This window comes from Klebsiella sp. DY2415, from assembly GCF_026314315.1.
Classification (GTDB): domain Bacteria; phylum Pseudomonadota; class Gammaproteobacteria; order Enterobacterales; family Enterobacteriaceae; genus Klebsiella; species Klebsiella ornithinolytica.
The window spans coordinates 3,051,761-3,075,358 of sequence record NZ_CP111115.1 but is presented as its reverse complement, the minus strand read 5'-3'; the positions used below and the strand labels follow the sequence as shown (position 1 = coordinate 3,075,358).

At 47.9% G+C, this 23,598-nt stretch carries 24 protein-coding genes and 1 pseudogene; 12 read left to right on the top strand and 13 right to left on the bottom strand.

Going from position 1 to position 23,598, the window contains the following annotated elements; genetic code table 11:
- Nucleotides 1-2: 2 nt before the first annotated feature.
- From OQV00_RS14470 to OQV00_RS14455, 5 genes and pseudogenes are all read right to left on the bottom strand, one after another.
- Nucleotides 3-1,565 (bottom strand): DHA2 family efflux MFS transporter permease subunit, encoded by a 1,563-nt coding sequence (locus OQV00_RS14470; RefSeq protein WP_088884013.1) that lies wholly within the window; start codon nucleotides 1,563-1,565, stop codon nucleotides 3-5.
- On the bottom strand, nucleotides 1,562-2,605 hold the full coding sequence (locus OQV00_RS14465) for an HlyD family secretion protein (RefSeq protein ID WP_104895347.1): 1,044 nt from the start codon (nucleotides 2,603-2,605) through the stop codon (nucleotides 1,562-1,564). The genes OQV00_RS14470 and OQV00_RS14465 overlap by 4 nt, the downstream gene beginning before the upstream one ends.
- Nucleotides 2,589-3,146, bottom strand: a complete 558-nt coding sequence (locus tag OQV00_RS14460) for a winged helix-turn-helix transcriptional regulator (protein WP_266278816.1) — start codon at nucleotides 3,144-3,146, stop codon at nucleotides 2,589-2,591. Before OQV00_RS14460 ends, OQV00_RS14465 begins: the two co-directional genes overlap by 17 nt.
- Nucleotides 3,136-3,216: pseudogene (locus OQV00_RS27160) on the bottom strand (hypothetical protein); the annotation flags it as partial. The pseudogene OQV00_RS27160 and the gene OQV00_RS14460, both read right to left, overlap by 11 nt.
- A gap of 176 nt (nucleotides 3,217-3,392) precedes the next feature.
- Complete coding sequence (locus OQV00_RS14455; protein ID WP_104895348.1) at nucleotides 3,393-4,601, bottom strand: MFS transporter; 1,209 nt, start codon at nucleotides 4,599-4,601, stop codon at nucleotides 3,393-3,395.
- Between the two features lie 103 nt (nucleotides 4,602-4,704).
- On the opposite strand from OQV00_RS14455, the gene OQV00_RS14450 reads away from it, so the two are divergent.
- On the top strand, nucleotides 4,705-5,622 hold the full coding sequence (locus tag OQV00_RS14450) for a LysR family transcriptional regulator (RefSeq protein ID WP_032717337.1): 918 nt from the start codon (nucleotides 4,705-4,707) through the stop codon (nucleotides 5,620-5,622).
- Between the two features lie 166 nt (nucleotides 5,623-5,788).
- Here OQV00_RS14450 and OQV00_RS14445 read toward each other — a convergent pair whose 3' ends face one another.
- Nucleotides 5,789-6,700, bottom strand: coding sequence for a LysR family transcriptional regulator (locus OQV00_RS14445; RefSeq protein WP_015584488.1), 912 nt, complete (start codon nucleotides 6,698-6,700; stop codon nucleotides 5,789-5,791).
- Between the two features lie 99 nt (nucleotides 6,701-6,799).
- On the opposite strand from OQV00_RS14445, the gene OQV00_RS14440 reads away from it, so the two are divergent.
- The 3 genes from OQV00_RS14440 to OQV00_RS14430 all read left to right on the top strand — a co-directional run bounded on the left by OQV00_RS14440 (nucleotide 6,800) and on the right by OQV00_RS14430 (nucleotide 9,249).
- On the top strand, nucleotides 6,800-7,909 hold the full coding sequence (locus tag OQV00_RS14440) for an alkene reductase (RefSeq protein ID WP_065906408.1): 1,110 nt from the start codon (nucleotides 6,800-6,802) through the stop codon (nucleotides 7,907-7,909).
- A gap of 4 nt (nucleotides 7,910-7,913) precedes the next feature.
- The gene (locus tag OQV00_RS14435; protein ID WP_266278813.1) at nucleotides 7,914-8,633 is read left to right on the top strand and encodes an SDR family oxidoreductase; all 720 of its coding nucleotides are present in this window, start codon (nucleotides 7,914-7,916) and stop codon (nucleotides 8,631-8,633) included.
- Between the two features lie 76 nt (nucleotides 8,634-8,709).
- Entirely contained in the window at nucleotides 8,710-9,249 is a 540-nt protein-coding gene (locus OQV00_RS14430) for an ester cyclase (protein ID WP_266278811.1), read from the top strand.
- 213 nt (nucleotides 9,250-9,462) lie between these two features.
- On the opposite strand, the gene OQV00_RS14425 is transcribed toward OQV00_RS14430, so the two are convergent.
- Nucleotides 9,463-10,598 (bottom strand): IS3 family transposase gene (locus tag OQV00_RS14425; protein ID WP_266278809.1). Its coding sequence is split into 2 segments (ribosomal slippage): nucleotides 9,463-10,352 and nucleotides 10,352-10,598, totalling 1,137 coding nucleotides; the frame shifts between segments, so codons are not numbered across the junction.
- A 188-nt stretch (nucleotides 10,599-10,786) separates the two neighbouring features.
- On the opposite strand from OQV00_RS14425, the gene OQV00_RS14420 reads away from it, so the two are divergent.
- The 3 genes from OQV00_RS14420 to OQV00_RS14410 all read left to right on the top strand — a co-directional run bounded on the left by OQV00_RS14420 (nucleotide 10,787) and on the right by OQV00_RS14410 (nucleotide 14,636).
- The gene (locus OQV00_RS14420; RefSeq protein WP_065906418.1) at nucleotides 10,787-11,755 is read left to right on the top strand and encodes an IS110 family RNA-guided transposase; all 969 of its coding nucleotides are present in this window, start codon (nucleotides 10,787-10,789) and stop codon (nucleotides 11,753-11,755) included.
- A 209-nt stretch (nucleotides 11,756-11,964) separates the two neighbouring features.
- The gene (locus OQV00_RS14415; RefSeq protein ID WP_266278807.1) at nucleotides 11,965-13,203 is read left to right on the top strand and encodes a deoxyguanosinetriphosphate triphosphohydrolase family protein; all 1,239 of its coding nucleotides are present in this window, start codon (nucleotides 11,965-11,967) and stop codon (nucleotides 13,201-13,203) included.
- Nucleotides 13,204-13,520: 317 nt separating this feature from the next.
- Nucleotides 13,521-14,636: a lysogenic conversion protein gene (locus tag OQV00_RS14410; protein WP_227514714.1), complete on the top strand. Its 1,116-nt coding sequence runs from the start codon at nucleotides 13,521-13,523 to the stop codon at nucleotides 14,634-14,636.
- Between the two features lie 291 nt (nucleotides 14,637-14,927).
- Here OQV00_RS14410 and OQV00_RS14405 read toward each other — a convergent pair whose 3' ends face one another.
- Nucleotides 14,928-15,578 (bottom strand): GNAT family protein, encoded by a 651-nt coding sequence (locus tag OQV00_RS14405; protein ID WP_065906421.1) that lies wholly within the window; start codon nucleotides 15,576-15,578, stop codon nucleotides 14,928-14,930.
- Between the two features lie 428 nt (nucleotides 15,579-16,006).
- Between OQV00_RS14405 and OQV00_RS14400 the strand changes: the two genes are divergently transcribed.
- The 3 genes from OQV00_RS14400 (at nucleotide 16,007) to OQV00_RS14390 (ending at nucleotide 17,937) form a co-directional block, all read left to right on the top strand.
- Complete coding sequence (locus tag OQV00_RS14400; protein ID WP_266278801.1) at nucleotides 16,007-16,258, top strand: AAA family ATPase; 252 nt, start codon at nucleotides 16,007-16,009, stop codon at nucleotides 16,256-16,258.
- 79 nt (nucleotides 16,259-16,337) lie between these two features.
- Nucleotides 16,338-17,189: an AAA family ATPase gene (locus tag OQV00_RS14395; protein WP_266278799.1), complete on the top strand. Its 852-nt coding sequence runs from the start codon at nucleotides 16,338-16,340 to the stop codon at nucleotides 17,187-17,189.
- Between the two features lies 1 nt (nucleotide 17,190).
- Nucleotides 17,191-17,937 (top strand): HNH endonuclease family protein, encoded by a 747-nt coding sequence (locus tag OQV00_RS14390; protein ID WP_071934183.1) that lies wholly within the window; start codon nucleotides 17,191-17,193, stop codon nucleotides 17,935-17,937.
- 323 nt (nucleotides 17,938-18,260) lie between these two features.
- Here OQV00_RS14390 and OQV00_RS14385 read toward each other — a convergent pair whose 3' ends face one another.
- From OQV00_RS14385 to OQV00_RS14375, 3 genes are all read right to left on the bottom strand, one after another.
- Nucleotides 18,261-18,434 (bottom strand): dihydrofolate reductase family protein, encoded by a 174-nt coding sequence (locus OQV00_RS14385; RefSeq protein WP_227514827.1) that lies wholly within the window; start codon nucleotides 18,432-18,434, stop codon nucleotides 18,261-18,263.
- 190 nt (nucleotides 18,435-18,624) lie between these two features.
- Nucleotides 18,625-19,260 carry a DUF421 domain-containing protein gene (locus tag OQV00_RS14380; protein WP_015584483.1) on the bottom strand — a complete coding sequence of 212 codons (636 nt, stop codon included), beginning with the start codon at nucleotides 19,258-19,260 and terminating at the stop codon, nucleotides 18,625-18,627.
- Between the two features lie 9 nt (nucleotides 19,261-19,269).
- Nucleotides 19,270-19,716 carry a DUF3290 domain-containing protein gene (locus OQV00_RS14375; protein ID WP_015584482.1) on the bottom strand — a complete coding sequence of 149 codons (447 nt, stop codon included), beginning with the start codon at nucleotides 19,714-19,716 and terminating at the stop codon, nucleotides 19,270-19,272.
- A 477-nt stretch (nucleotides 19,717-20,193) separates the two neighbouring features.
- Here OQV00_RS14375 and OQV00_RS14370 point away from each other — a divergent pair, with 477 nt between their 5' ends.
- Nucleotides 20,194-20,571, top strand: coding sequence for a RidA family protein (locus OQV00_RS14370; RefSeq protein ID WP_048756131.1), 378 nt, complete (start codon nucleotides 20,194-20,196; stop codon nucleotides 20,569-20,571).
- 6 nt (nucleotides 20,572-20,577) lie between these two features.
- Here the strand turns inward: OQV00_RS14370 and OQV00_RS14365 are convergent, their stop codons facing one another.
- On the bottom strand, nucleotides 20,578-21,498 hold the full coding sequence (locus OQV00_RS14365; RefSeq protein ID WP_069475990.1) for an AraC family transcriptional regulator: 921 nt from the start codon (nucleotides 21,496-21,498) through the stop codon (nucleotides 20,578-20,580).
- A gap of 106 nt (nucleotides 21,499-21,604) precedes the next feature.
- Here OQV00_RS14365 and OQV00_RS14360 point away from each other — a divergent pair, with 106 nt between their 5' ends.
- A complete protein-coding gene (locus tag OQV00_RS14360) occupies nucleotides 21,605-22,450 on the top strand; it encodes an oxidoreductase (protein WP_004861197.1) in 846 nt (281 codons plus the stop codon).
- Between the two features lie 368 nt (nucleotides 22,451-22,818).
- Here OQV00_RS14360 and OQV00_RS14355 read toward each other — a convergent pair whose 3' ends face one another.
- Nucleotides 22,819-23,565 (bottom strand): SDR family NAD(P)-dependent oxidoreductase, encoded by a 747-nt coding sequence (locus OQV00_RS14355; RefSeq protein WP_266278795.1) that lies wholly within the window; start codon nucleotides 23,563-23,565, stop codon nucleotides 22,819-22,821.
- Nucleotides 23,566-23,598: the final 33 nt, after the last annotated feature.

Here is a 23,598-nt window from a genome sequence, read left to right as displayed (position 1 = left end):
TATCAGTGTGCCGGCGGCTTGTTCATCAATGGAACCAGCAGCGCAGCAATCAAAAAACCGATCATGATGAGGTAAAAAGCATCGGAAAATGCCTGTGTTCGCGCCTCCCGCAGCGTCAGAGCGGAAAGATTCTTTAGCGCAGCCGTATGAGCGGCATCCGGCGAGATCCCCTGAGCGACAAAGTTTGCCGCGCTGCGTTGAACAAAATCGCTCATTGCCAGGTTGGCGTTATTCAGATGATCCGCCAGGCGGCTGTAATGCAAATTGGTCCTGTCGTTAAGCACCGTACCGCACAGGGCGATGCCGATGGCGCCGCCGAGGTTGCGCATTAAATTAAACAGCCCGGAGGCCAGCTTAAGGCGTGCGGGAGGCAGGCTGCCCAGCGTCAGGGTCACGGTAGGCGCGACGGCAAACTGCTGCGCCAGCCCGCGAAAAGCCTGCGGTAGCAGCAGCTGGTCGGCGCCCCAGTCGTGGGTTATCGGCACAAAGCTGTACATCGAGACCGCAAAGCCGACCAGCCCGGCCATCAGCAGCCAGCGCAGGTCGACGCGGTTGGCGAGCCACGAATAAAACGGGATCGACATCACCTGGAACAGGCCGGTGGAAAATACCGCCAGGCCAATCTCCAGGGCGCTGAAACCGCGCACGCTACCGAGGTACAGCGGGGTTAAATAGATGGTGGCGAAGATGCCGACGCCGGCCATAAACGAGAAATAGCAGCCGAGGCTAAAGGTTCGGTCCTGCAGGGCCCGGAGATCCATGACCGGCTGCGGATGGCGCAGGGTGCGGATAATAAACGCCACGCCGCACAGCAGGGCGATCCAGGCGGTCGTCGTCAGGGTGGCGTCGTCAAACCAGCCCCAGCGCGGGCCTTCTTCCAGGGTATATTCCAGGCAACCGAGAGACAACGCCAGCAGCAGAATACTGAAGTAGTCCGCGCCGCGCAGCAGCGAGGGGTCAGCGGTATCCACTTTCACCAGCAGCGGTACGGCAACCGCGATGTAAATCCCCGGAACCACGTTAATAAAAAACAGCCAGTGCCAGCTGAAGTTTTCGGTGATCCAGCCGCCCACCGTCGGGCCAAGCGTGGGAGCCAGGGAGGCCAGGCCGCCGATCGTCGCGGCGGCAATGACCCGCTGTTTGCCCTGGAAAAAGGCGAAGGCGGTAGTGAAAACCAGCGGGATCATCGACCCGCCGGCCAGTCCCTGCAGGGCGCGAAAGGCGATCATGCTCTGGATGTTCCACGCCCAGCCGCACAGCAGACTCATCAGCGTGAAGCCCGCCGCGGAAGCGGCAAACAGCCAGCGCGTTGACATGACCCGTGCCAGCCAGCCGGAAAGCGGGATAATAATGATCTCGGCAATCAGGTAGCTGGTTTGTACCCACACGGTTTCATCGTCGCCCGCCGAGAGGCCACCGCCGATATCCCGCAGCGAGGCGGACACGATCTGGATATCGATGAGCGCGATAAACATCCCCACGCACATGCTGGCGAAAGCGAAGATCTTCTTCGTCATCGGCATCGACAGACTCTGCGGAGCGGGCAGCGCCTGAGCGGTGCTCATCGGCGGCTCTTTTCGTTCACGGTGACGATCACCGATAGCCCTGGGCGCAGGACGTCAAGTTTTGCTCCTTCTCCTTCCAGCGCAATGCGGACCGGCACGCGCTGAACGATTTTAGTGAAATTCCCCGTCGCGTTCTCCGCAGGAAGAATGCTGAAGCGTGAGCCGGTCGCCGGCGCCAGACTGGCAACATGGCCCTTAAAGGTATGGGCCGGCAGCACATCGGCCACGATGGTCACCGGCTGGCCGGCCCGCATATGCGCCAACTGGTTTTCTTTGAAGTTGGCGTCAATCCACAGGCCGTGCGCGGGAACCAGGGACAGCAGCTGCGTGCCGCTGCTGACAAATGAACCGGACCACGCGCGGCGGTTGCCAATTACCCCATCGAACGGTGCGCGAATTTCGGTATAGCTGAGGTTCAGCGTGGCTATCTCGAGGTTAGCCTGGGCCTGTGCCAGGGCGGCCAGCGTTTGTTGCTGGCGGGCATCCAGCACCGCCAGCTGGCGTTCGGCCGCGGTTTTATCCGCTTGTGCTTTATCCTGCTCGGCGTGCGCCCGGCGGTAATCGGCGGAGGCGTTATCGCGAATTTGTGCGGAAATCGCGCTCGACGCGGCCAGGGCGTGATAGCGCCGGTTGTCGTTAGCCAATTTTTCGGCCGCCGCCGTGGCGGCCTGTAACGAGGCCGCAGAGCCGGCAATGGTCGCCTGCTGTAGCTGCCGGGTGGCAATGACATCGGCCAGCGCGGCCTGTTGCGCCGCCACTTCTCCGACGGCTTTTGCCAGGGCGGCGCGGTAATCGCGGTCGTCAATGCGAATCAGCAGATCGCCTTTTTTCACCGCCATATTGTCCTGCACCGCCAGCTGCTGGATATAACCGGAGATTTTGCTGGAGATGGCGCTAATGTCGCCGCCAACATAGGCATCATCGGTTGTCTGCATAAAGCGCCCGCTATGCCACCAGTAAGCGCCGTAGCTCGCTGCCGCCAGCGCGGCGACGGCGAGTGTCGCCAGGACGAGGGCTCTTCTCTTACTGGCCGGATTCATGGCTGGCATCTCTGTAGGGTTCGGGTTGAAACTTTTGGCCGCTATCGCCCTCGCGTTTGCGCAGCAGATATTGGTGACGATATTTCATCATCGGCGAGGCTGCGGGTCCCGGCACCATGGTGTATTTACCCGGAATAATCTCTTCGCCGGTCGCTTTATCGACCAGCATCGGCTCCACCGGTCGCTGGGTTTCACTTTCCACCAATTGCATCTGACGGCCTTCGGGTGAGAAGTGGCGGTTACCCCATTCCGCCAGCGCCAGCAGTACCATGCGAAAATCGCGGCCGCTTTGCGTGAGGTGGTATTCGTAGCGCGGCGGTGTGCTGCTGTAGCAAACCTTCTCCAGCAGGCCGTCGTCTACCAGCGCCTTCAGGCGGCGTGAAAGAATATTGGGCGCGACGTTGCTGCTTTTCTGAAACTCGTCAAAGCGGGTAAAGCCCGTGAAGGCGTCGCGCAGGATCATTATGCTCCAGCTGTCACCGATGCGACCAAGGCTACGGGCGATGGGGCAGGGAGCGTGGCAAAGCGGTTCATTTTTCATGGGCTGACCTGGATAGAGAGGTGGCTTTCGGGAGCAAATTGACATAGTAACTATCAAAATGCAAGTTACTTAAAAAACGATCTCTCTCTCAGCAGATTCATGGCGCCGGCGTTAAGGTTGACGCGCGCGATACCACTACGGGGTGACACGGCTTAGCGCAAAGCGGTGGTGCAGCGGGCCGGAATGGGTAAGGGAGTGACGGAGCAGAATCTGACGGTCCGCTCCGCGGCAGGAGCGGACGTTATGCTAATCAATGATGAGGGGGTCAGACGGGATAGTACGTGTAGCCAGTTTCTTTTGAAGTATTATGACCAGGACGGGAAATACAGATGCGGCTAATGCACTAACAACCAACAGCGTGTTTAGATTTTGCGTGGTTATTTCCTGGTCAGGGAGTAATAAGGAAGACAGAAAGAACGCGAGAGTTGTTATCAGGTACATCATGGCTGTCTGTAGGGAAGTAAAACTGGCTCGTTGTTTATCCTCCGGAAACGGGACTACAACCGATGAAGCGCAAACCAGCCGGCTGTATGAAGCCCCAAGAAATAAGGTTATAAATAGAAATACATTATGATAACCCATCGAGGGAATCAGCAAGCTTGCTACAAAGAGTAGCGTTGAAATTATCGCCAACAGCAGAGCAGATAAACGCGATGTCAGCATGCCTGTTATTTTTGTCGTCAGATAACCAGCTATCCCGCCGCTTAAAAATAATAAAGGTAATAGGTTTTGTTGGGCGCCCATATACTGCGTCATTAATGGGGTCAGAATGGGAATGATCAGCATTGGACTAAATTGTACCAGAGCAGTACAAGAGGCGAAAAGTAAGGTTGGAGAATCAATAGATAGCTTCCTCTGCACGCCCGGCGAGAGCGTATCCTTGGGGATAATAAATACTATCAACGGTAAAGATAACAGACAAAGTGAACTGATTAACCATAGCGCAGTATGCCAACCATAGTGCGTGCACAAAAATAATATAGCTGGCATGCCGACGATACTGACCAGCGAAAATGATGCAATGACCGTTGCCAGCATTTTTCCACGTAAGTTTGCCGGGGCATAATTTATCAAAATACTCATACCCACGCCCATTGTCGTCCCCCCCACCAATCCTGCGCAAAATCGTAGTGCCAGAAGAGTGCCAAAATGAGTCGTGAGTGTGGACAAAAATGTTAGCGCTCCCAGCAGCACCATATTCTTGAACAAGAACTGTTTTTTATTAAACAGGTCAATCCAATAAAAGGCCATGATTCCAGAAAGTACCGCACCCAGCGTATACATACCGGAGACATAGCCAGAAAATGATACAGGAACCGAAAATCCGTCGGCCATAAAAGCAAAAACAGGCGTTAACGCCATATATTCCAACGCATTAGTGAACTGGACAAAAGCCATAACAATGGCTATCCGCATGAGGGTTTTATGATTAAACGTCTGTGTGACCAGTGGCATAATAAGCAACCTATGGATGAAAGATATCCGAGTTTAACCACTATCAATGATGTTCATTAGATGGTAAAAATGGCACTTATTATTATCAAATGTGGGATAGTTGATGCGTTCAGCTCTTGATTTTAATGCCCTGAAAGTATTCATCGCGGTAGTTGAAAGAGAAAGTTTCGTGGGGGCAGCGAAAGTTCTTGCAATGCCGACATCAAACGTGAGTCGTTGCATTTCTCAGTTAGAAGAAAAACTGAATCTTCAGCTCATTGAGCGCAGCACCCGACATATGAAACTCACCCAGGCGGGGCACCTACTCTATACCCGAGCGAAGCCATTACTGGAGGCGCTTGAGCAAACTGAGACAGAATTAACGTTGCGGCAAATGCAGCTCAAGGGGCCATTACGCATCTGTATTCCCAATGAGATCGGTCCTGCATTGCTGGGTTCTGTTATTGCCGATTTCGCCTGTCAGTATCCGGATCTGGAGATCAGCTGTGTGACTAATTTGTCAGGTCTCGAATCCCTGAGAGATGATCTGGATTTAGCTATCATTATTACCCGTGGTCAGATGGATGACAGTGACTATATAGCCCGGCATCTGGTGACTATTCCTTGCACCATTGTTGCCGCGCCCTCCGTCATTCAGCGCTACGGCACCCCTTCTCATATCCGGCAGTTTGAAGAATTACCCTGCATTACAACGGTAAGCGCCCTGAAAGGTGCCCCCTGGCAGTTTGTCACTATGAAGGGGGGATTTGAGACAATTAAGGTGAATGGGCATTATCGGGTAAACAGCGGAGAGATGGCAGGGCGCGCTGCGGTAGCCGGCGTTGGTTTTGCCATCCTGTCGAAACAAGCCTGCCAACCCTATATTAGCGATGGACGGTTAATCGAGATTGAGTTTGAACAATCGCCAGCCCCATTGCAGTTGTTCGCACTTTATTCCGATCGGCGTTACTTGCCGGCTAAAACAAGAGCGCTCATTGATTTTATGCATCAGAAGTTGAGCAATACATCTTTAGCAACGTAAGGCGGTATGGAATCGCGACAGAGAGTCCCGGTGGGATAATGAATCTCTACTTAACCCAGAGCGTCTGTTTTTTCGCTCACCGTGAATTTTATGGCCTGGTTTCCTCTGCGCGTCGAGCCAGGTCACGTAACGGTGAGTGAAAAAACGGGGAACAGGTCATCGATTTCTATTCATTTTCCAGCCAGTCAATGAAGAACCGGGTGAAAGCGGTAACCGGTAGCGGCTGCAGCCGTCGCTGCGGATAGACAAATTGCAGCCCGACATTTTTTTTATCAAAGCGGCTAAACCCAATAAAACTTTCAGCAAACAGCAGTTGTAGCCTGCCTTGTTCCACATCTCGCTTGACATCCCACCATGATTTGCTGGCGATACCCGCATCAGCCAGCACCCACTGGCGGAGTAACGCGCCATCGTCGCATACCATGGCTGGGGTAAAGCGTAATGTGCTCTGTTGACCGTCGTGCTCAAAACGCCATTCGTTCATGACCATTCCGCGCAGCTCCAGCGCCAGGCATCGGTGGTGGTGTAAATCCTCAATGGCGCCCGGAGTGCCTGCCGCCCGAAGATAGTTAGCCGAGGCGACCAGAACCCGATGATTCGGGCGGATATTTCTGACGACCAGGCTGCTGTCTGGCAGGTTTCCGAAACGAATGCTCATGTCCAGACGATTGGCGACCAGATCTTTGACACTTTCGCCCAGGTATACCGAGGTTTTCACTGCCGGATGCAGCCGGGAAAAATCGAGCAGCGCCGGGCTGAGATACTGTCGGCCAAAATCGGAGGGGGCCGAAATACGGATATTACCGCTGAGCACCCCTTCTTTTTGCGTAAGTAGCGACTCAGCATGGTTCATTTCATCCAGTACGCGCAGCGCAGCGTGGTAGAACTCCTCACCGGCACGCGTCATGGTAATGGCGCGAGTGGAGCGGTGGAACAGACGGGTCTGATAACGCTCTTCAATCGCCTTCAGCCTGGCGGTCATGGTGGCCGGCGAGAGTCCCATATGGCGACCGGCGGCTGAAAGCCCGCCGGCCTCCACCACGGCAACCAGCAGTGCCATATCTTCAAGCTTTCCCATTATTCAGTAATCCTGAAAAGACAATCATATTTTAATGCCATTATCAAAATATCGCTCACCCCGTAAAGTATTTTCAACAATTCATTACGGGGACAGAAAATGGAAAATCGTACGCTTTTTGATAGCTACTACCTGAAGGCGCTCAGCCTGAAAAACCGGATTGTGATGGCGCCAATGACCCGGGCACGGGCGTTACAGCCGGGAAACGTGCCCTCAGCACTTATGGCGGCGTACTACCAGCAGCGCGCCAGCGCGGGGTTGATCATTACAGAAGCCACGCAGATTTCACCTCAGGGGCAGGGATACTCCTGGACACCAGGTCTGCACTCCGCAGAACAGGTTGAAGGATGGCGGCTGAGCACAGAAGCCGTTCACCGTGCGGGGGGAATTATCTTTTCCCAGCTCTGGCATGTGGGGCGCATGTCATATGCGGGTTTCCAGGAAGATGGCAAACCTGTCGCGCCGTCTGCGCTCGCGCCCGATGCCCAGGTCTGGGTTGTTGATGAGCAGGGGGAAGGGCATATGGTCGATTGTCCGGAGCCGCGGGCACTTGAGCCTGCCGATATTCAGCAGATTATTGCTGATTACCGGCAGGCCGCACTAAATGCGATTAACGCCGGTTTTGATGGTATTGAGGTGCACGGTGGTAATGGTTATCTGATCGATCAGTTTCTTCGCCGGACATCGAACAAACGTACCGATGAGTATGGCGGTAGCCTGGCTAACCGGATCCGTTTTGCGCAGGAGGTGCTGGAGGCTATCAGCGACGCCATCGGCACTACGCGCACGGGCATACGCCTTTCCCCATTCATCACCCAGCGCGGAATGAACGACCCGCAGGTGATTGAAGCGATCCTCGCGCTGGCTGCATGGTGTGAAAAGAAAGGTATCGCTTATATCCATCTGGCAGAGGCTGACTGGGACGATGCCCCGCAGGTACCTGCTGAATTTCGTCAACGATTACGCGCCACCTTCAGCGGCACGCTTATTGTCGCCGGCAATTATACCCAGGACAAAGTGGACAAGCTCCTTAAGGCGGGGCTGGCCGACCTGTTTGCCTTTGGCCGCCCGTTCATTGCCAACCCTGACCTGCCGTACCGGCTCAGGAATAGCCTTCCATTAGCGACGGTAAGCAATCCCGCCACGCTTTTTGGCGGCAGCAGCGCAGGCTATACCGATTATCCGTTCTACAAAATCGACGAGGCGTAAAGTGATGGCGAAAAAAACATTAATCATCGGCGGGAGTTCCGGCATTGGCTTTGCCGTGGCTGGCGCTCTGGCTGAACAGGGAAAAAGCCTGATCCTTGCCGGACGGGACGGAGAAAAGCTGGCGCGGGCCAGACAGTTACTGAGTCAGGAAAGTGCATCTGTGGATACTGTCGTCCTTGATATCAGCAAAGAGGCGGAGGTGATCCAGCTTAGCCAGACGCTCGGAGAGGTCGATAACATTATTGTGACGGCGGGATCGCATGCGCCCGGCGGGGCGCTCACTTCACTGGATCTGAACGAGGCCCGGCTGGCTTTCGACAGCAAATTCTGGGGCAGTATCCATGTCGCCAGGCATCTGAGTAAAAATATTAGTGCCCGCGGCACTCTGACGCTGACCAGCGGCTTTGTTTCCCGCCGCACTGTCGCGGGCGCTATCGTCAAAACCACCATGAACGCGGCCCTGGAGTCCGCCGTTAAGGTTCTGGCGAAGGAGCTTTCTCCGCTGCGGGTAAACGCGGTGAGCCCGGGGCTGACAGATACCGAGGCTTACGCCGGTATGGATCCTGCTGCCCGCGAAAAATGGTTTGCGTCTGCCGCTGAAACTCTACCGGCAAAAGCTTTCGGGCGGGCAGAGGATATCGCAAAAGGCTATCTGTTCGTGATGGACAATCCCTTTGTCACCGGATCCCTGCTGGATATCGAAGGCGGCGCGCTGATTAACTAATCCTCACATTTTACCCGCAAGCGGCTGAAATACGCCCGGGTTACCTGTTTCTTTGAGGCAACACAAAGGACCTTTTATGCAAAAGTTGACGATTTATCCTACCCGGCTGGCGGCGCTTATGCTGCTACCCGTGGCCAGCGCTGCCTTTTCTGCACCGCCTGCGCTGGTGAAACCCCATCAATTGATTGCGGAAAATAGCCGGTTATCCGCCCGCGATGCCGCGCTTGAAACCGTCGCGAGACGTTACGCAACATTCTGGAATACAGGTGATGAAGCCCTGGCCCGTGAGGCGCTGGCCGATAATTTTGTCGATAAGACGCCGCCTGAGGGCCGCAAACAGGGACCGGAAGGCGCACTTCTGGCCTCCCGTGCCTTCCGTACCGCCGTCCCGGATCTGAGTTGCGAGATTGAGCAGATGATCGTTGCAGGCGATCGAGTCGTATCGCACCTTCATTTCCGCGGACATTTCACCGGAACCTTCGGCAAACTGAAAGGTAAGGGCCAGCAGGTTGATTTTATCGCGACGGATATCTATCAGGTCAGGAATAATAAAATCATCGCGAACTGGCATCTTGAAGATAACCTGACCCTGATGAAACAACTGGGTGGGTCATAAAATGACGGCTTAGGGAAGAGGGCGTATTGCCAGGCAGTATGCCGAGAGACGGGCATCAACATCAGCATTTATCCTCAAGCCTGTCTGGAGCGGCAGGCGAAAACGAAAAGGTGTGAGGTCGCGCGTAATCTACGAAGAGAAATGCCACCGGGATTAGAGACAATCCGCGTTCAGCGCTTGGACTGACCCCACGACCGTAGACAAATTCTGTCCTCACGACGAGGCCTGTTCAAAGGCCTCCGGACTGACGCCGCCAAGGTGACTGTGACGCCGGGCCCGGTTGTAGAACACTTCAATGTAATCGAAGATATCGGCCCGGGCCAGATCCCGGGTTTTATAGATGCGTTTTCTGATCCGTTCTTTTTTCAGTGAACTGAAGAACGATTCGGCCACCGCATTATCCCAGCAGTTGCCACGCCGGCTCATACTGGGTGCCAGGTTATTGGCCCGACAGAACCGTTGCCAGTCGTCGCTGCCGTACTGGCTGCCCTGGTCTGAGTGCACGATGACCTCGCTGTCCGGTTTACGTCGCCAGACCGCCATCATCAGCGCATCCAGTGCCAGTTCGCGTGAGAGGGTCGGCTTCATCGACCAACCCACCACGTTACGGGCAAAGAGGTCGATAACCACCGCCAGATACAACCATCCCTGCCAGGTCCGGATATAAGTGATGTCGGTGACCCAGACCTGATTGGCCCGGACAACGGTAAACTGCCGCTGTACGCGATTAGGGGCAACCACTGAAGGTCGGCCGGCGATACGCCGTGGTGCTTTATAGCCACGCACGGCTTTAATCCGGTTCAGTTGCATAATACGGCCCACCCGGTTTTTGCCGCAGGTTTCCCCGATTTCGTTCAGATCGCCATGAACCCGCCGGTAACCGTATATGCCTCCGCTCAGTGAATATGAATCACGGATAAGCGTCAGCAGACGCTGGTTATCTTTATCACGCGCCGGGACCGGGTTGTGCAGCCACGCGTAGAACCCGGCCCGGGCGACATGCAGTACCCGACACATCGTCATCACACCCCATACAGTGCGGTGCTCATTGATAAAGCGGTACTTCAGTCGGGCTCCCTTGCAAAGTACCGCGCGGCCTTTTTCAGGATATCCCGTTCTTCTTCGGTACGTTTTAGCTGCGCCCGAAGTTTCAGGATCTCGCTTTTGGCTTCCAGTAAATCCCGGGCATGCTGTTCGCTGTTATCAGGTTTGATAGCCCGTAGCCACTTGTAGAGGCTGTGTGCAGAAATACCCAGACGGTCAGATACTTCGGCAACGGAATAACCGCGTTCCGTTATCTGACGGACGGCTTCTTCCTTAAATTCAGGTGTAAATCGTGGTGTGCCCATACGCTCCTCCTTGTATCTCAAAAGTGGATTACTATGATCTGGCTTAGATTTGGCAAGGCCTGTGTAGTCCGATTCCTCCCGGGGTTATTAAAGCCCGCAGCATAGCGATTGACGCACAGGCTGAGCCGTTCATCTGAAGCCCGAACAGTTGTCCGAACTTCAAATCGTATTTGCAAGGAGGGGTATAGATGAGCGTGTCAAATCAACGTTGTGCAGGCATAGATGTTTCAAAAGGTACTCTGGATATTGCAATCAGCAATATTGCCAGCCAGTTCACTGTACCAAATGGAACTGACGGTTTTACTCAAGTTCTCAGAGAGTTAAAGCGAAATGAAACAAGGTTGATCCTCATGGAGGCGACAGGGGGTCTGGAGTCATGTGTGGCTTGTTATCTTCAATCAGAAGGGTTTGACGTTGTCGTCATTAATCCCCGCCAGGCTCGAGATTTTGCTCGTGCAATGGGCTATCTGGCGAAGACTGATCGTATAGATGCCAGAGTATTGCTTCAGATGTCAGAAGTTATTAACCAGCACCCAGAACGGGAAAGATACATTCGTCCCTTACCTGATGCCCACAGGCAGATTCTGGCTGCGATGGTGGTCAGACGCAGACAGCTCACGATCATGCTTACAGCCGAACGAAACCGATTACATCCCTCGCATCCTCTGAGCCATGCAAGCATCAGATCAATTATTTCGGCCCTGAAGGGCGAGTTGGCGCGTATTGAAGGTGAAATGGCGATTCACATCAAGGAGCATTTCAGTGAATTATCCGAGCTTCTGAACGCAGTTAAAGGAGTTGGCTCTGCGACAGTCGCTGTACTACTGGCAGAAGTCCCAGAACTTGGCTCACTGTCACGACGAGAAATTAGTGCCCTTATTGGGGTTGCTCCAGTAAACAGGGATTCCGGTACGATGCGCGGTCGCCGAACTGTATTCGGAGGGCGAGCTTCAGTCCGTACAGCTCTCTATATGTCAGCCCTGGTTGGGACGAGGCACAACCCTGTAATTAAAGAGTTCTATACACGCCTGGTTGCCGCAGGAAAACCTAAAAAAGTTGCACTGACGGCCTGCATCAGAAAATTGCTGACCATCCTGAACGCAATGCTGAAAAAGAATGAAGCATGGGATCCGATGTATCACCAGCATGCTTCGTAGCCGCGCTCGAAAGACAGTTGCTATGCTCAAACTATAGGGCAGGATCGTCTACCGGGGGGGGCAGTCCAGTCCAACAAAAAGCGTAGTTGAAAAAAGCATGAAGAATTATGTAAAACATTAATTATGCATTTCAACTTCACCCGACCCCCCTTTTCAAATAGAGAGGGGAAATTCTCTGATGAGATTTACAAATACAGCAAGGATGTCATATGTACAATGATCAAACAAAAGCTTTTGCGAAGAAGCAAGAGCAAAAGCTGATTGACGCGCTGGGACATAGCCGTGAGCATACTAGTGTCAGCACTGAAGTCCGAATGAGAGATGATTACCAGAGAGACTATGCACGAATTCTTTACTCATCCTCATTTCGACGGCTTCAGGGGAAAATGCAGCTTTTTGAAGTTGATCCTGAAAAATTTAACCGAAACCGCTTAACCCACAGCCTTGAGGTTGCCCAGATAGCACGTAGTATTGCATCAGATCTTGAACTGCAATATCCAGTGGTTGTTGAACTGGCAGCCCTAGCCCATGACATAGGGAACCCTCCATTCGGGCACTCAGGTGAAAAAATGCTTAACAGTTTATCCGCTAAAATTGGCGGATATGAAGGAAACGCTCAAGCGCTTCGTATCTTGAGAAAACTCGAGAAAAAATATGCCCGCTGTGCAGGTTTAGATCTCACTTACCGCAGTTTACTGTCTGTCATTAAGTATCCAAATACTAAATCCATTTCAAATAAATTCATTTATGATGATGACTTTGCGTTCTATCAGAAGTTGCTAGAAGATAAGCAACTACACATGAAGGCAGGTGAAAAAACTATTGATGCACAGATTATGGATCTCGCCGATGAAATTGCATATGCAGCGCATGACTTGGAAGATGCATTGAGCAGGAATATGGTGACTATCGAAGATATTGAGTATGAATTCCTCAAATCACCAGACTACAACGTTGCTCTTGAGTACTTCAATGAAATTGTCAATACGTCTAAGAAAACTGCATCTGAGGCAAAACTACTGAAGTCATCAGAAGAATTTGCCATAATTTTTCGTAAAGAGCTGACGTCCAATATTGTTAACCGTCTGGTCATGGATATTGGAGTTGTTGAAAGTGACAGTGGTTATGAAGAGCTTGGATACAATACGTTACAGGAACTTGCTGAAGGCCTCAAAAAACTGCTATTCAATGTCATTATGCGTAAAAGGAACATACTGAATTACGAGTTTAAAGGAAATAAGATCATCAGTGATTTATATGAGTTTTATAATGCCGATGATAACTATAAGTTTCTGTCACCTGAGCTTAAGTCTTCATTATCTGGCACAGATCCGTCTCAGTTCGAAAATAAAAAAGCTCGGGCTGTGGTTGATTACATTTCAGGCATGATGGATACATTCGCCGTCAAGGAATGGGAAACTCATTGTAAGAAATCACACACATTCTAGCCGCGTGTAGGCCTGCCTGCATTTCATGAGTCTCTTTCATCTCAAATGCAGCTACCTGTTATAACACCGTTTTAATGGCCTGCTGGTGCTGTAGCTTTGCTGCCTCAGCAGGGTTTTCAATATGTTTGGTAACAGTTTATGTATTAAAATAGCCTGATTTTCGATCTTACAGCCGCTAAGCCAGAAATCTATGCTCTTAGTGTATGGCGTAACACAATAGGTAGTGCATTAAGTCAAAAGAGCTGGTCTGACGGGGCAGCTTAAGAAGATCAGCAAGGATGAGAGTAATTACTGCTGTGTGCCAGAAGCAGACCCAAATGCCTAGCTTTGAATGGCTCAACAGAATAAAATATAAAATTAAATACCTTGTAGGGATGAAAATAATGATTGAACCGTTTAGTTGGGAAAACTGGAACCAAGTATACTTACATAAGAAAAACAAGAAGCGAGCTTCCCTTGAACGATATGGATTGAGAAATCTTCACTCCGTCGCCAGCTTGGACTTTATCATATCAAAAGTGCATGAGCTATATTTAAAAAACCAGCAAGAAGTTGCTGTTAATGCTGAATCTGTTTGGGTAGATGGAACTCCTCAGGTTAAATTCAAGAGTATTGATGGCTCTGCCTTGAACTGTGAGTTAGCGGATCTTCTATTTATTATTCACGAAATGGATAATAAAAATACAACAATAAATTTTAGAGCTATCTTATTACAAGGGAAATGTTCAGAAAAACATAATTTACTCCCAACTGGACCTTCGACAAATAAAGAAAGAAAACTGCTCGAATCTCTCGATCGCAATGAGTATTTGTACTTATACCCAGGCACGAGGGCATACGGAGAAAAAATAGGAAAATATAAATTAGGCGGTGAGGTCATCGGGTTAGCGGACTGTGCGAAATATTTAATTATGCCTAAATATGAAAGGTGGACATACAATACTCCTAATTACATAACCCCATACGTAATTGGCTGGCCAAACAAAACATCATCCAATTATTTAAGCAATACTGTAAATTACCTAGATACAATCCTTGAAAAAATGATTTTAACAAAGACTATGGGGAAAAAAATAATTTTAACGGCGAAAAACCATATAGACAAGCAATGTGAGTGGTCAAAAATGATTTATGATTTATTAAATAGCTACCTACCGATAACCATGAAGGGCTATGACTCCCAACGAAGAGTATTCAAGTCAAGTTTATTTGACGATAATATTTCTGCTACATTAGCTTTGATGGATAATAATCACTGTGATTTCATAAACAACTATGCTTTTAATGAATTACCTAAAGGTAAGGGCAGGTTTTTATATCAACGTACATTAAACTTAATTGGGGACTACTCTGGCCCCATTATTTCAACAATATTTATCCAAATCAAACATAAGGAAGGGGCAATTGATCGTAATTTTTTTGAGGCTGATTGAGTTAGGAGTAAATGGTTGTTAAATACTATCTTTCTGATCTTGACGAAAATAACAAGAAGCTCAGTTTAATTGGTATCATTTGAAATTCAATGCAGAATAATATCGTTGTGGTTAGGCTTCAGTCCACTCCGCGCTCATAGCAGACCTGATGATTTCCTACCGACTACTGTGTACCAGATAAGGAAAATTTCTCATCAAAAATTAATGGACCATTATTTTACCGAGAAAGATATTAGCTAAAAAATGAGCCGCAGGCAACGATATATTGAATTAACCTGTGGCTCCTTAACATTAGAGGTACATGCTCATCGGGATGCCTTGTCCTACCTCAAGAGCTGCTTTACCCATCCATGTATCATGAACAACAAATCCATATTTTTCAAAATGCTTTTTGAGTGGTATGTCAGCAGCGGTAAGATATATTTCCTGAATACCTTCTTGCTTACAATACTGTATGGCATTCTCCAGAAGCTCGGCGAAAAGCCCGAGGCCATGATACTCCTGGAAGTCATATTTTTGAGGGGTTACAGGTTCATATGGATTGACAAGCATTACATCGACGATCATTAAAATATTAGGGTAGGTGTGTGCTAATATGAGCTCTACCGTCTCTTTATCATCCAGTTCTGGATCCTGAACTTCTCCATGCATGTATAAAATGTCTTTAATAACATTTTCTTTTATATGCCTTGATACTTTTTTATACAATAACGGGTTACTAGTTTGACATTCCTTTCCAAATATAAACTTATCTTGGTTAGGATTTGCATTGCAGAAACGGTCCCACGCTGCAATACCTATCTGAAAAAGATCATTTGGCTTATTTCTCGCAAGGTATTCTAGTCGATCAATTCCATACTCTATGAATTTTACTGGATTAGTGAATTTTTTGGTTATTGATTCAGAAGGAAGTATTGTGTTTAATTTTTTCTGGCTTTCCATAATTTACACCTTTTAATTACCTCATAACAATAAGTTAATCCTGCACCAAGAAAGGTAACATCACCATAGTTTATTATCTGATCTATGACGCATATCAAGTATGATCGTATCGGAAGAAGGGTTAGCGAAAGATTATGCCAGTAGATTTGCTACAGATTTTAATAGCAGTTCTGGTGATGCTATGGTCTAGCATCAGGAAAATGATGAACCATGTGTTATGCGGACATGATACTTGATCATAACGACAGCTCTTCGCTCTCAGCAGACCTTTATCGGCAGGTACTTGTCTGCTGTGTGCCAGGAGCTGACATTGCTTAACCCACTTTGTTTAATCGAGTATAAATTAAGTTTTTTGTTTACAACGATTGACTTGTTAATTAATATCGGAAAAATCCTGGTGCAGGTTATTTGAAAATAAAAGGAAATATATGAAACTGACTGAATTAACTATCAACGGTATCGGGGGTATAAAGTCCCTACACGTAAAGTTCAGGCCTGATATGAATATAATATGCGGACCTAACGGAATTGGGAAATCCACTATCCTGCTTGCTGCCTCATTTCCTTTTTTTCATGGATACACTCAAAAAATAAAACGTAACATCACTTCTGAAACAGGAAGTGTTAGTTTAAAAATCCAAGATGACTCCACTAGTTTCAACCCAGTAGCAAGATATTAAAGTTCATTTACCTACAGAATCAACCCACAATTTTAATAATAATGGTTTCGATAAAAGAAAACTCATTAAATTCGAAACCATGCGTAACTTCGATTATAAGCATCTTGATGCATTGAATGCAGATAAATCCCTATCCGATGAAGCTATATCGCAACAACTTAATTCAGGTGTCAATTTAAATGATATCAAAGATTGGTTTGCTAAGCGTGATTTGTTTGAAAATGTAAAAAATGGTTATGGTCCTAATACAATAAAAAACATACACCTTGCAAGAGAATGTATATCGATATTGAATCCTCAATTTTCCTTCAACCGAGTTGATCCTAAAACTTACGATATTTTTGTGAATACACCAACCGGGGTAATTTGGTATGAATATCTTTCCTCGGGATTTAAATCATGTATGAGCCTCCTTCTTGGCATTATCAAAGAGATCGAATTGCGTTATCCGGAACAAGACATTTATGCACAAGAATTTGATGGTGTGATTCTTATCGATGAAATTGAGATCCATTTGCATCCTGAGTGGCAGGCAAGAATCACTGAAGCCCTAACGACAACATTTCCAGCAGCACAATTTATTGTCACAACTCACAGCCCACATGTAGTACAGAATGCAAAACCATACCAGATCATTGCGTTAGTACCAGATAGTAATGGCACAGTAAAAGTAAAAGAACTTCCAGAAAATGGCTTGGGCTATTCGGCTTGGACAGTCGAAGAAGTTTTGTTGGATGTAATGGGAATGGAAAGCACTCTCAGTAGAAAATTACAAGAACTGCTTGATAATTTCGAACATTTAATTGATGAAGAAAATTTCTACAAAGCTAAAGAAATTTATGATTATTTGGATATAGCGTTGCATCAAAACAGTGTTCTCCGTAAATCTCTTAGAATAAGCCTGATGTCAATTCGGGAGAGAGACGAGTAAAATGATCAAATTAGAAAGGAATTTTATCCCTGATTTCTTTACTCGCATGGATCTTCAATCCTTAACTCAGGAGTTTAAAGATAACGGAACATCTGTATGGCATCATCCGGAAGTAAAATCTGCATGCCTGAAATTAAGTGATGGTAAATGCGCATTTTGTGAGGTAAAGCTTGAAGAGGCTAGTACCTATAATGAAGTTGAGCATTTTAAGGACAAAAAAACTTTCCCTGACGATGTTATCAGATGGGAGAACCTCTTGCCTTCATGTCGTCATTGTAATGGTTCAAAACAACGTCATAATGTAGTGCTTAATCCTATTATAAATCCATGTAATGATTTACCTTCAGAACATCTTTACATGAGAGGTTATCGTATTAAAGGTAAAACAGATTTAGGTGCAACAACAATCGATGTTTTAAATTTTAATCACAGAGAGCACAAATTCATACCGCGATGTAAAGCCGGGGAAGTTATTGATAGCAGTATTGACGATGCAACTGAAAAACTTAATTGGTTTATTGAAAATCCAGGCACGAGACGTAAAAATATTCTTATGAATTTAGTCGAGGCAATTTTAGATGAATGTCAGAAAAAATCTCCTTTTTCTGCTGTATCGGCAACAATGCTTCATCGTTCAATCGAATATGCTCATCTGAGAGAATCCATGCAAATGCAAAATTTGTGGACGGATTATATGCAAGAACTTCATGATGAATCTTTGAAATTAACGTTGCCATCAATTCGCTAACTAATACACTTACCTGCATAAAAACCAAACGTTCAGATACTCTTATCTGCACGTTTGGTTTGAGAAAGTCGACAAGCAGGCAGGGATTTGGTAAATATCCCGAAAACACGAGCCATTTATAGACTAACTTCCGCTTTTCGCTCAAAGCAGACCTTCCGCTCAGTCAGTTCGTCCGCTTCATGCCAGGAGCGGATGTTGCGGCCCCTTAGGTGCTATTGTCAATCAGGGTAGACACATACCGCAAAACATCGATTGGCGACACTTTCGCAGAAATGCAGCCGCCCGGAGTTTTATTCCTGTTGCTGAACTATCGGAACCTGGCATTATTGATTTCGTTTCACCTCGTATTGCAGACACACTACGCCCGACGACAAAACGTTACTCTTCACCAGCATGAGTGAGGTTCTGTCTTTTATATTTTGGAACAAGGGAATGCCTTGCCCCAGCAGAATCGGATTGACGAATAGCCAATACTCATCAATAAGGTTTTCCGCCATTAGCGAGTGAGTGCGTGATCTGGGCATTGAAGTAGATGATGCGTTAGAGATCTCTGAGCCGATTGAAGACTAAGGTTGTCAGAGCTGCAACAGCAGCCCTGTGCCAGGATCGAACGTTGATTTCAGTGTTCTCAGACAGAGGCACACCTAAAATGGCTGCCTCTTGATAAATGGGCATTAATTTTGGATGTTATTTTTCATATCCGTATAAATTAATCCTACCCGATAAGTACTCACCTAAATATACTTCACTAATTTTATTAAAGCCTTTCTTTGTAACTTCATGTTCTAACCATTCATTGTCTTTATTAAGGATTTCTAGCAGATCATGGTTGGCTAAACCGTCCACTATAATAGGGTAGCGTATATTTTCATCGCCACTTTGTATGATGGTTAATTGCCCATTTTGTTCGAGAACTACGCGTTTTAGTTGTTCTATTTCATAAATGCCATTTGCTCTTAATTTGAACATTAAATCATTTGCAGAAACACCATTCCGTAAACACTCCTTGACATTAATGCTGCCATTGTGTACTAAAGTAATAGGTTTTCCATCAATAATTCTTTTAACTAACCGATTGTTTTCTTTAAAAAACTTAAGAGAAAAGACCAAAAAAGTCCATATGATTAGGACCAGGACAAACTGGAGTACTGTTATAGATTCGTTGTAAATTACGCCTCCTATAATCCCCCCCAGCACATAGTTTTGAACCTGGTCCATTGCGGATGAGGGGGCCAGATTACCTTTTCCCATAAGATTTATTTGAACAATTAAACACAGTATCCCCAGCCCCAACTTTATAATGATAGGTAAATAAATTATCATTTCTACACCTCAGTTTTTTATGATTTCTATTTCTGGGTTTACTAACGAAACCTCTACTAAATTGTATGTTTTTTGATCCGGACTTAAGTTGACGCGATAAAAAAGATCGTTAACTTTAACGATAATGCCATCAGAGAGTTGTACTGAACTGGAAAATATAGCATTCACATCCACATCTTTTTTTTGTGATAAGGACCTGACAAAATTAACCATTTGTGATGATTGGGAATGTATATTTTTACTATCAGTATAATCAGCATATTGCACACCGGAAATGAAGAGCAAAAATAAGAAGGCTATGATTGTTAAGTCACGATATTTAGTTTGCAAACGATGGCGCATGTACAGACTAAAAACAACGATCAGGATAAATAAAGTACTAAATATAACGATGTATTTTAAATAATCATTGATGCTAGACTGCGTTTGTAGATAATCTATGCTATAAAATCTCATATATGTATAATCCCTAACCCCTCAAGACCCCATTTTTATTATAGTAACACATAGCCATTATCCGTTCTGGTGTTACTTAACAGCTAATAATTATCAGTTATCAGCTGAGATTTGTCATTATCCTTTTAGTCAACTGCAGTGATCTGCTTACGATGACCCAAGGCACCTCGATGTAAGTAAACATTCAGAACTTCTGTTTTTCGCTCACAGCGGCCACTGACCGTTGGCGAAGAGTGCTTTGCACCACAAGAGGATATCTCGGACATTACGACACGTTAGGTTAGATATCTAAAAGTGCATGGTTCGCCTGGGTGGGATACTTACAATGAGGCTAAGTGAGGTTGAATTTTGCAAGACTAACTGAATGGCCAAAACTGAGCAAACGGAGTAAGCAGTGTTCGCTATGCTGATGAATATTGAGCCGTAACAAGACAATGATAAGATTGATTTCTGTCTGGTCCCATTAAGGAACCCATTATGAACAGGCTGATTCGCAAAAATTATCCTGAGTTAGGTGAGGTAAAGGCCCCCTACGTTCACTCCGTGAGACATGGCGATACGCTCTATATCTCGGGGCTTACCGCATTTGGCACACCCGCACAACAATCAGGCATCGTTGAACAGGCTGAGGAGATATTCAGTCAGATTTGTAAAATCGTCACCGCAGAGGGTGCTGATTTCTCGTCCCTCATTAAAGTCACTATTTTCATTACCTCTTTTGACGAGATCAACGCGCTGCGCGAGGTACTCTACCGCTATTACGGCGATCACTTGCCTGCCAGTTCGCTGGTGGAAGTCAGCCGTCTCTTTGCACCCGATCTCAAGATTGAAATTGAAACGCTATTTGCCCTCTGATTAAGCTTAATGCGATGAAATAAATACCGAGGCTTGCTGGGGTGGCGGAACGGCGAAATTACGCTGCATACGTTTTATCTCCTCCGCCGGTGGCAGGCCAAACAGGCGTTTGAACTCGCGATTAAACTGCGACGGGCTTTCATAGCCTACGGCGTAACTCGCGGCGCTGGCGGTGATCTGCTGGCGCACCATCAGCATGCGCGCCTGGTGCAGGCGGACCGATTTCACATACTGCATCGGCGGCATCCGGGTTATCGCTTTGAAATGGCTATGAAACGTCGGCACACTCATTCCTGCTTCCAGCGCCAGCTGCGTCAGCGTGAACGGCTCAGCGTAGAGAGCATGGATGCGCTGTAGCACTTTACCGATTTTGCCGAATTGCCCTTGCAAGGCCAGCGCGGCGCGCATTGCGTTGCCTTGCTCGCCTGTCAGAACACGGAAATAGAGCTCACGCACCCGCGCAGGGCCAAGGATCGCCGCCTCAAGCGGATTGTTCAGAACTTCTAGCAAACGCAGCACTGCTGTTTTTACCGCGTCATCCATCGGACTCGACATCATGCTTTGCGGCACGGCGGGGGGATGCGGGGCACCATGCTGTTCAATCTGTAACATCAGTTCAGCGGCAAGCTGAAAATTCAGATGCATATAAATCGCCAGCAACGGATGTTCTGCCGAGGCGTCGGTTTCCATCACAAACGGCACTGGCACCGAAACCGCCAGGTAGTGCTGCTCATCATATAAATAGGTCTGCTGGCCGAAATAGCCGCGTTTGCTGCCCTGGCAGACAATCACGATCCCCGGATCGTACAGCACAGGTGTTCTGGCAAGCGGCCGGTCGGCACGCAAGATTCGCACATCAGGCAGCGCGGTCAGGTTGTAACCCTCCTGCGCGGCCAGTGTTTTCATCATGCTAATCATCCCGGACATCACGGCACCTCATAAAATCAGGCAATAAAAAGAGAAGATTCGGCCTAAAAATAGGACAGTACAGAGAATACCATGCAACCTTCACTGTTCATGGGAGTTCTTTTTTATGACATCGGTAAAAACGATTTTAATCACTGGCGTCAGCAGCGGCTTTGGTCGTGCGCTGGCGCAGGAAGCACTCACCGCAGGTCATCGGGTTATCGGGACCGTGCGTAATCACCACGCAAAGCAGGCTTTCGAGGCCCTTGATGCACAGCGGGCTTTCGGCCGCTTGCTGGATGTTACGGACGCCGGGCGTATTGCTGAGGTGGTAGCGGAGGTTGAATCGACCGTCGGTCCGGTTGATGTGCTGGTGAACAATGCCGGTTACGGCCATGAAGGCATCATGGAAGAAGCCTCGCTCGAAGAGATGCGCCACCAGTTTGAGGTGAATGTGTTTGGCGCAGTGGCAATGATGAAAGCCGTGCTAGCGGGCATGCGCCAGCGCCGTCGTGGCCATATTATTAATATCACCTCAATGGGCAGTTTTATTACTCTGCCCGGCATCAGCTATTACTGTGGCAGCAAATTTGCGCTGGAAGGCATATCAGAAACGTTAAGCAAAGAGCTTATCCCGTTCAATATACACGTGACCGCCGTGGCGCCAGGGTCGTTTCGCACCGACTGGGCCGGGCGTTCAATGGTACGCAGCGCGCGTAGCATCCCGGACTATGATGCTCTTTTCGAACCCATTCGGCAGGCGCGTATGGAAAAAAGCGGCAAGCAACCCGGCGATCCCGTGATGGCTGCCCGCGCCATACTGACAATCATTGAGAGCCAGAACCCACCCACGCATTTATTGTTGGGCAGCGATGCATTGAGTTTAGTGCGGCAAAAACTCGCTGCATTAGATAAGGAAATCGAGCAATGGGAAACACTAACACGTTCAACGGATAGCGACTTACCGGCTTAGACGGGAGTGCATTGGATAACCCATAATGGCCGGTCGCCCATACGGCCATTTTGTATCGGGCATCGTGCTGATGCCCTGCACATGAGTGATGTTGACTTTGCGGACGTGCGGTGAAGTCAACGTCTCCTCTAACTTAACGCCACCCTGGCGCCTCTGGCCAGAGTGCTAAGTGCCAGGAGCGGACGTTGTTAATGGCATGATGTATGAACCCATGGAGAGTCGATCATCTGTACTCCTGTTAATCCATACGGGAAATATTGTTATCAATAGCCCTACAGCGGAAGCGTTAACTGTATATTTGCACGCTCTCATTGAGCCTGCCATTTGTTAAAGCAACTCTTACAGTTTAAAAGAACTTTCGCGGGATGTTACTCGGCTAAATAACCACCATCGATTGGATAAACGCCTCCGGTACAGAACGCTGATTTGTCTGAAAGCAAAAACAATATGAAGTCTGCTATTTCTTGCATTGTTGCCATCCTTTTCATAGGGTGGCTATTTGCGAAACTACGTACGATATTTTCAGGAAATTCAGTCATTCGTGGGGTTTGGACATAGCCCGGAGCGACTGCGTTGATTCGAATGTCCTGGCTTGCAAATTCTAACGCTGCGGTTTGGGTTAAACCGATTATACCGTGTTTAGCCACGGTGTAAGGTGCTAATCCAGGAATGCCAGCCAGGCCATTTACTGCAGATAAATTAACGATAGAACCACCAAATTTCATCATCTCAGGTATTTCATATTTCAGACAGTAAAAAACGCCGCTCAAGGAGGTGGCAATAACCTTATCCCAGTTTTCAACCGTTTGCTCTGTTATGTTTTTACCATGTTCACCGGTTAAGCCTGCATTATTTACAGCATAATCAAGTCTGCCGAACTGTTGGATAACCTGAGCGATCATTTTCTGTACTTGTTCCGGTTGTGAGACATCACAGCCGATCCCCAGCGCTTGTGGTCCCTGTGAAGTTAATCGTTTCGCTTTTTGTTTAGCCTGCGCTGAGGAACGGGATACAATAACGACCTTCGCACCATATTTGTGTAATTGCTCTGCAACTGCCTCACCGATACCTGCAGTACTTCCTGTTATGACAGCAACTTTATTCTGGAAATTCATAATTCCCCCTATGAAGTAGAATGGAGTCTTTCA

Bases quoted from the DNA above. Each gene is read 5' to 3' on its own strand.
- OQV00_RS14385 (WP_227514827.1), bottom strand. From the start codon at position 18,434: ATGGCGGAAAACCTTATTGATGAGTATTGGCTATTCGTCAATCCGATT.
- OQV00_RS14375 (WP_015584482.1), bottom strand. From the start codon at position 19,716: ATGAGATTTTATAGCATAGATTATCTACAAACGCAGTCTAGCATCAAT.
- OQV00_RS14420 (WP_065906418.1), top strand. From the start codon at position 10,787: ATGAGCGTGTCAAATCAACGTTGTGCAGGCATAGATGTTTCAAAAGGT.
- OQV00_RS14445 (WP_015584488.1), bottom strand. From the start codon at position 6,700: ATGGGAAAGCTTGAAGATATGGCACTGCTGGTTGCCGTGGTGGAGGCC.
- OQV00_RS14435 (WP_266278813.1), top strand. From the start codon at position 7,914: ATGGCGAAAAAAACATTAATCATCGGCGGGAGTTCCGGCATTGGCTTT.
- OQV00_RS14415 (WP_266278807.1), top strand. From the start codon at position 11,965: ATGTACAATGATCAAACAAAAGCTTTTGCGAAGAAGCAAGAGCAAAAG.
- OQV00_RS14430 (WP_266278811.1), top strand. From the start codon at position 8,710: ATGCAAAAGTTGACGATTTATCCTACCCGGCTGGCGGCGCTTATGCTG.
- OQV00_RS14395 (WP_266278799.1), top strand. From the start codon at position 16,338: ATGCGTAACTTCGATTATAAGCATCTTGATGCATTGAATGCAGATAAA.
- OQV00_RS14470 (WP_088884013.1), bottom strand. From the start codon at position 1,565: ATGAGCACCGCTCAGGCGCTGCCCGCTCCGCAGAGTCTGTCGATGCCG.
- OQV00_RS14405 (WP_065906421.1), bottom strand. From the start codon at position 15,578: ATGGAAAGCCAGAAAAAATTAAACACAATACTTCCTTCTGAATCAATA.
- OQV00_RS14360 (WP_004861197.1), top strand. From the start codon at position 21,605: ATGACATCGGTAAAAACGATTTTAATCACTGGCGTCAGCAGCGGCTTT.
- OQV00_RS14455 (WP_104895348.1), bottom strand. From the start codon at position 4,601: ATGCCACTGGTCACACAGACGTTTAATCATAAAACCCTCATGCGGATA.
- OQV00_RS14460 (WP_266278816.1), bottom strand. From the start codon at position 3,146: ATGAAAAATGAACCGCTTTGCCACGCTCCCTGCCCCATCGCCCGTAGC.
- OQV00_RS14380 (WP_015584483.1), bottom strand. From the start codon at position 19,260: ATGATAATTTATTTACCTATCATTATAAAGTTGGGGCTGGGGATACTG.
- OQV00_RS14355 (WP_266278795.1), bottom strand. From the start codon at position 23,565: ATGAATTTCCAGAATAAAGTTGCTGTCATAACAGGAAGTACTGCAGGT.
- OQV00_RS14400 (WP_266278801.1), top strand. From the start codon at position 16,007: ATGAAACTGACTGAATTAACTATCAACGGTATCGGGGGTATAAAGTCC.
- OQV00_RS14390 (WP_071934183.1), top strand. From the start codon at position 17,191: ATGATCAAATTAGAAAGGAATTTTATCCCTGATTTCTTTACTCGCATG.
- OQV00_RS14365 (WP_069475990.1), bottom strand. From the start codon at position 21,498: ATGTCCGGGATGATTAGCATGATGAAAACACTGGCCGCGCAGGAGGGT.
- OQV00_RS14465 (WP_104895347.1), bottom strand. From the start codon at position 2,605: ATGAATCCGGCCAGTAAGAGAAGAGCCCTCGTCCTGGCGACACTCGCC.
- OQV00_RS14370 (WP_048756131.1), top strand. From the start codon at position 20,194: ATGAACAGGCTGATTCGCAAAAATTATCCTGAGTTAGGTGAGGTAAAG.
- OQV00_RS14440 (WP_065906408.1), top strand. From the start codon at position 6,800: ATGGAAAATCGTACGCTTTTTGATAGCTACTACCTGAAGGCGCTCAGC.
- OQV00_RS14450 (WP_032717337.1), top strand. From the start codon at position 4,705: ATGCGTTCAGCTCTTGATTTTAATGCCCTGAAAGTATTCATCGCGGTA.
- OQV00_RS14410 (WP_227514714.1), top strand. From the start codon at position 13,521: ATGCCTAGCTTTGAATGGCTCAACAGAATAAAATATAAAATTAAATAC.